The sequence below is a fragment of the Mycobacterium sp. genome (genome assembly GCF_049281135.1).
In the GTDB taxonomy this organism is placed as follows: domain Bacteria; phylum Actinomycetota; class Actinomycetes; order Mycobacteriales; family Mycobacteriaceae; genus Mycobacterium.
Window position 1 is genome coordinate 1 of record NZ_JBAPRN010000252.1, and the last position, 4,099, is coordinate 4,099.

At 67.5% G+C, this 4,099-nt stretch carries 5 protein-coding genes and 1 pseudogene; all 6 read left to right on the forward strand.

The features are described from left to right. Positions 1 to 460: pseudogene (locus tag WAN02_RS10180) on the forward strand (PPE family protein); the annotation flags it as partial. A 47-nt stretch (positions 461 to 507) separates the two neighbouring features. Continuing rightward, a complete protein-coding gene (locus WAN02_RS10185) occupies positions 508 to 801 on the forward strand; it encodes a WXG100 family type VII secretion target (RefSeq protein WP_331510652.1) in 294 nt (97 codons plus the stop codon). Positions 802 to 832: 31 nt separating this feature from the next. Further along, positions 833 to 1,123, forward strand: coding sequence for a WXG100 family type VII secretion target (locus WAN02_RS10190; RefSeq protein ID WP_422264032.1), 291 nt, complete (start codon positions 833 to 835; stop codon positions 1,121 to 1,123). Positions 1,124 to 1,185: 62 nt separating this feature from the next. After that, entirely contained in the window at positions 1,186 to 2,058 is an 873-nt protein-coding gene (locus WAN02_RS10195; protein ID WP_422264033.1) for an ESX secretion-associated protein EspG, read from the forward strand. A gap of 73 nt (positions 2,059 to 2,131) precedes the next feature. Continuing rightward, positions 2,132 to 3,556, forward strand: a complete 1,425-nt coding sequence (gene eccD / locus WAN02_RS10200; RefSeq protein ID WP_422264034.1) for a type VII secretion integral membrane protein EccD — start codon at positions 2,132 to 2,134, stop codon at positions 3,554 to 3,556. Next, the coding region (locus tag WAN02_RS10205) for a S8 family serine peptidase (RefSeq protein WP_422264035.1) at positions 3,553 to 4,099 on the forward strand (547 nt) is incomplete at its 3' end. The genes eccD and WAN02_RS10205, both read left to right, overlap by 4 nt.

Genomic DNA, 4,099 nt, shown 5'->3' on the forward strand with positions numbered 1-4,099 from the left:
GGCCACGCCCGCCACCGCCGGCTTCGGCTACATGGTGGGCGGCATCGATCCCGACGACGGTCCTGGGCCGACGTTGATCGACCACGACGAGACCAAGGCACCGGCCAGCTCGATTCCGGTAGCGGCCGCCGTCGCTGCGGGAAGTCGCGCCAAGACGCGAGTGCGGCGGCGGCGACGGTCCGAAATGCACGACCACGCAGATGAATTCGCCGACATGAACGTCGAGGTCGACCCGGACTGGAGCACGCCGGCCGACCGGGAATTAGTGGCGTCGGCGGTCGGATCGGATCGTGGTGCCGGTTCGCTCGGGTTCGCCGGCACCGTGGACAAGGACTCCGCTGCCGCGGCGGCTGGGTTGGCCACGCTGAGCAGTAACGGATTTGGCAATGGGCCAACCATGCCGATGGTGCCGGGCACGTGGGGTCCGGGGCCGACGAAGGGGGAGGGGGACCACAACTGAATGTGCGTGTGTGGCAACGATAATCGATTGACGAAGGGATTTCTGGGATGAGTCTTTTGGATGCTCATATTCCGCAGTTGGTGGCGTCGCAGTCGGCGTTTGGGGCTAAGGCGGGGTTGATGCGCTCGACGATTGGTCAGGCGGAGCAGGAGGCGATGTCGTCGCAGGCGTTTTTCGCCGGTGATGGTGCGGCGGCGTTTCAGGCTGCCCATGCCCGGTTTGTGGCGGCGGCGGCGAAGGTGAATTCGCTGTTGGATATCGCGCAGGCCAACCTTGGGGATGCCGCGGGCACCTATGTGGCCGCTGACAGTGCTGCGGCGAGCAGCTACCCGGGCTTCTGACCCGATTACGGCTTGAGGAAAGGGATTTGTGATGTCGCAGATCATGTACAACTACCCGGCGATGATGGCGCACGCCGCCGATATGGCCGGGTATGCGGGCACTTTGCAGAGCTTGGGCGCCGATATCTCCGCCGAGCAGGCCGCGTTGCAGGCGGGGTGGCAGGGTGACACCGGGATGAGTTACCAGGCCTGGCAGGCGCAGTGGAATCAGGCGATGGAGCAGTTGGTGTTGTCCTACCGCGCGATGGCGGGCACGCATGAGAACAACACCACCTCGATGCTGGCCCGCGACCAGGCCGAAGGCGCCAAGTGGGGCGGCTAGCCCCATCGACGGCAGTGCTTGTGGTGCGGTCGCACACCCTGGCGGGTGGGTCCGCAACGTAAATGACCACCAAGCCGAACGCCGTCGAGCTCACCGTCGACCAGGCGTGGTTCGTCGCTGAAACCGTGGGGGCGGGAACGTTCCCATGGGTTTTGGCGATCACCACGCCGTACGCTGATGCCGCCGAACGGGGTGCGTTCCTCGCAACCCAGAACGCCGAACTGGCCCGCATGGGAATGGTGTCGGCCGATGGCGCTGTCAATGCGGCGGTGGCCGACTGGATCCGGGTGGTGTGCTTTCCGGAGCGATGGCTGGACCTTCGTTACGTCGGTTCCGCTGCCGCCGCCGGGGGCGACGACCTGCTACGCGGGATCATCGCGCGCCGCGGCGACAAAACCGTCGTGGCGCTGCGCAATGCACAGTTGGTGACGTTTACGGCGATGGACATTCACGATGCGCGCGCCCTGGTGCCGATACTCGGTGTCGGCCTGGCGCAGCGCCCGCCCGCACGGTTCGACGAGTTCAGCCTGCCCGCTCAGGTCGGTGCACGGGCCGACGAGCGGCTGCGCAACGGCGCGGCACTCGCTGAAGTCCTTGACTACCTCGGTATTCCGCGTTCGGCTCGTCCCGTGGTGGAGTCGGTGTTCACCGGACCGCGCAGCTACGTCGAGATCGTCGCCGGCTGCCACCGGCATGGACAGCACGCCACCACCGAGGTGGGAGTGAGCATTGTCGATACCACCGAGGGCCGGGTGCTGGTCAGCCCGTCGCTTGCCTTCGACGGCGAATGGATTTCCACATTCAGCCCCGGAACTCCGTTTTCCATCGGGGTCGCGGTCGAACAGCTCACCGCCCAGTTACCCGACGGCCACTGGTTCGAGGGCAACAGGCTCGCCAGAGATTTCAGCACGCAGTCCAACCCACAATCCGTCTGATCCATCCCGAGAACATCCCTGTACACGACAGAGAAAGAGAAGCAATGTCCAGCAGAAGCCTGAGGAGCCGGTGATGTCGAGCGCTGTGATGCCCATTGTGCGGGTCGCGATCCTCGCGGACAGCCGGCTGACCGAAATCGCGTTGCCCGCGGATCTGCCGCTGCGCGAAATCCTGCCTGCTGTAGAGCGTTTGGTTGTGCCCGCCGTTGCCGACGATGCGACAGCCGATGGCGACGCCTCAGCCGAACCGGCCACTCCCACACGCCTGAGCCTCGCCCCGGTCGGCGGTGCGCCGTTCAGCCTGGACGCCAGCTTGGGGACAGTCGGGGTCGTCGATGGCGACCTGTTGGCCCTGCAACCCATCCCCGTCGGGCCGGCCGCACCAGGAATCGTGGAAGACATCGCCGACGCGGCGGTGATCTTCTCGACATCTCGGTTGAAGCCGTGGGGCACCGCGCACATCCAGCGCGGCGCTGTTGCCGGCCTCGCGGGATTGATCTGGGCTGCAACGGGTCTTGGCGTTGTCCACCGGTTTGCCACCGGCTCGGTTGTCGGGTCGTTCGTGGTCGGCGCGATAGCGCTGCTGAGCGTGCTGGTGGGTCTGGCCACGCGGTCACCGCGTGCCGGTGCGGCGATCTCGGCCGCCGCATTGGTGCCGATCGCCGCGGCCTTGGCGCTGGCGGTACCGGGTAGTTTCGGCACGGCGCAGGTGACGCTCGCCGCGGCGGGCGTGACCGCCTGGTCGCTGATCACCCTGATTCTCCCGAGCCGCGAAAGTAGCGGCACCATCAGCCTTTTCACCGCCACTGCAGTGGTGGGAGGAGGCTTGCTGCTGGCTGCCGGCGCGAGCTCGCTGTGGCAGCTGCCGTTGGTGACGCTGGGCGCCGGCCTGCTGGTCGTGGCGCTGCTGGTCACCGTCGAAGCCCCGCAATTGTCCGCGCTGTGGGCACGATTCCCGCTGCCGGTCATTCCGGCCCCCGGGGACCCCACCCCGTCGGCGCCGTCGTCACGGGTGCTCGAGGACTTGCCGCGACGGGTGCGGATCAGCGACGCGCACCAGACCGGATTCATCGCCGGCGCCGTGTTGGTCAGCGTGATCGGGTCGGTCGCGATCGCGTGGCGTCCGGAAACGTTGTCCGCCTGGGGCTGGTACGTGGTGGCCGCGACTGCGGCCGCGGCAGTGCTACGGGCGAGGGTGTGGGACTCGGCCGCATGCAAAGCGTGGCTGCTGGCCCAGCCGTTCCTGGTGGCTGTGTCGTTGGTCGTGCTCTACACGGCCACAGCCGAATACCCGACCGCGTTGGTGATCGCGATTGTCCTTGCAGCGCTGGTGTCGGCCTGGGTCGTCGTCGCGCTCAGCCCGACCATCGCCTCTCCGGATACCTACTCACTCCCCGTGCGTCGGCTGGTGGGCTTCGTCGCGTCGGGCATCGACGCGTCGCTGATCCCGGTGATTGCCTACCTGGTGGGACTGTTCACTTGGGTGCTCAATCGATGATCTCTGCTCGCACTCGGCGATTCGGTTGTCTCGCAGCGGTTGTGGTTGCCACGCTGTGGGCCTGCCCGCCTGCGTTGGCGATCGATCGCCCGCAGGTCGACGCGGGCGCGGCGCCGCCCAACGGGGCACCCGGCCCGGTACAGCCGATGGAGAAGAACGGCGAGTGCACCGGCACCGGTGTCATCCCTGGTACTGACTTCAAGGAGGCCTCGCCAAGCCAGCAGATGCTGGATCCCGCTGCGGCGTGGAGGTTTTCCCGCGGCGACGGGCAGCTGGTGGCGGTTCTGGACACCGGCGTGCGGCCGGGGCCGCGGCTACTCGGCGTCCAGCCCGGCGGCGACTATCTCGAATCGACCGACGGCCTCACCGACTGTGACGGGCGCGGTACCGCGGTTGCGGGCCTGATCGCCGGCCAGCCCGGCGATGACGGCTTCGCGGGCATCGCCCCGGGGGCGCGGTTGGTGTCGTTGCGGGTGACGTCGGGCAAGTTCTCGGCGCGCAGTGCCGGTGGCGACCCCACCACCGCGCGCGCGATTGTCGACG

Coding starts and splice junctions, on each gene's coding strand:
- WAN02_RS10185 (WP_331510652.1), top strand. CDS start 508: ATGAGTCTTTTGGATGCTCATATTCCGCAGTTGGTGGCGTCGCAGTCG.
- WAN02_RS10190 (WP_422264032.1), top strand. CDS start 833: ATGTCGCAGATCATGTACAACTACCCGGCGATGATGGCGCACGCCGCC.
- WAN02_RS10195 (WP_422264033.1), top strand. CDS start 1,186: ATGACCACCAAGCCGAACGCCGTCGAGCTCACCGTCGACCAGGCGTGG.
- eccD (WP_422264034.1), top strand. CDS start 2,132: ATGTCGAGCGCTGTGATGCCCATTGTGCGGGTCGCGATCCTCGCGGAC.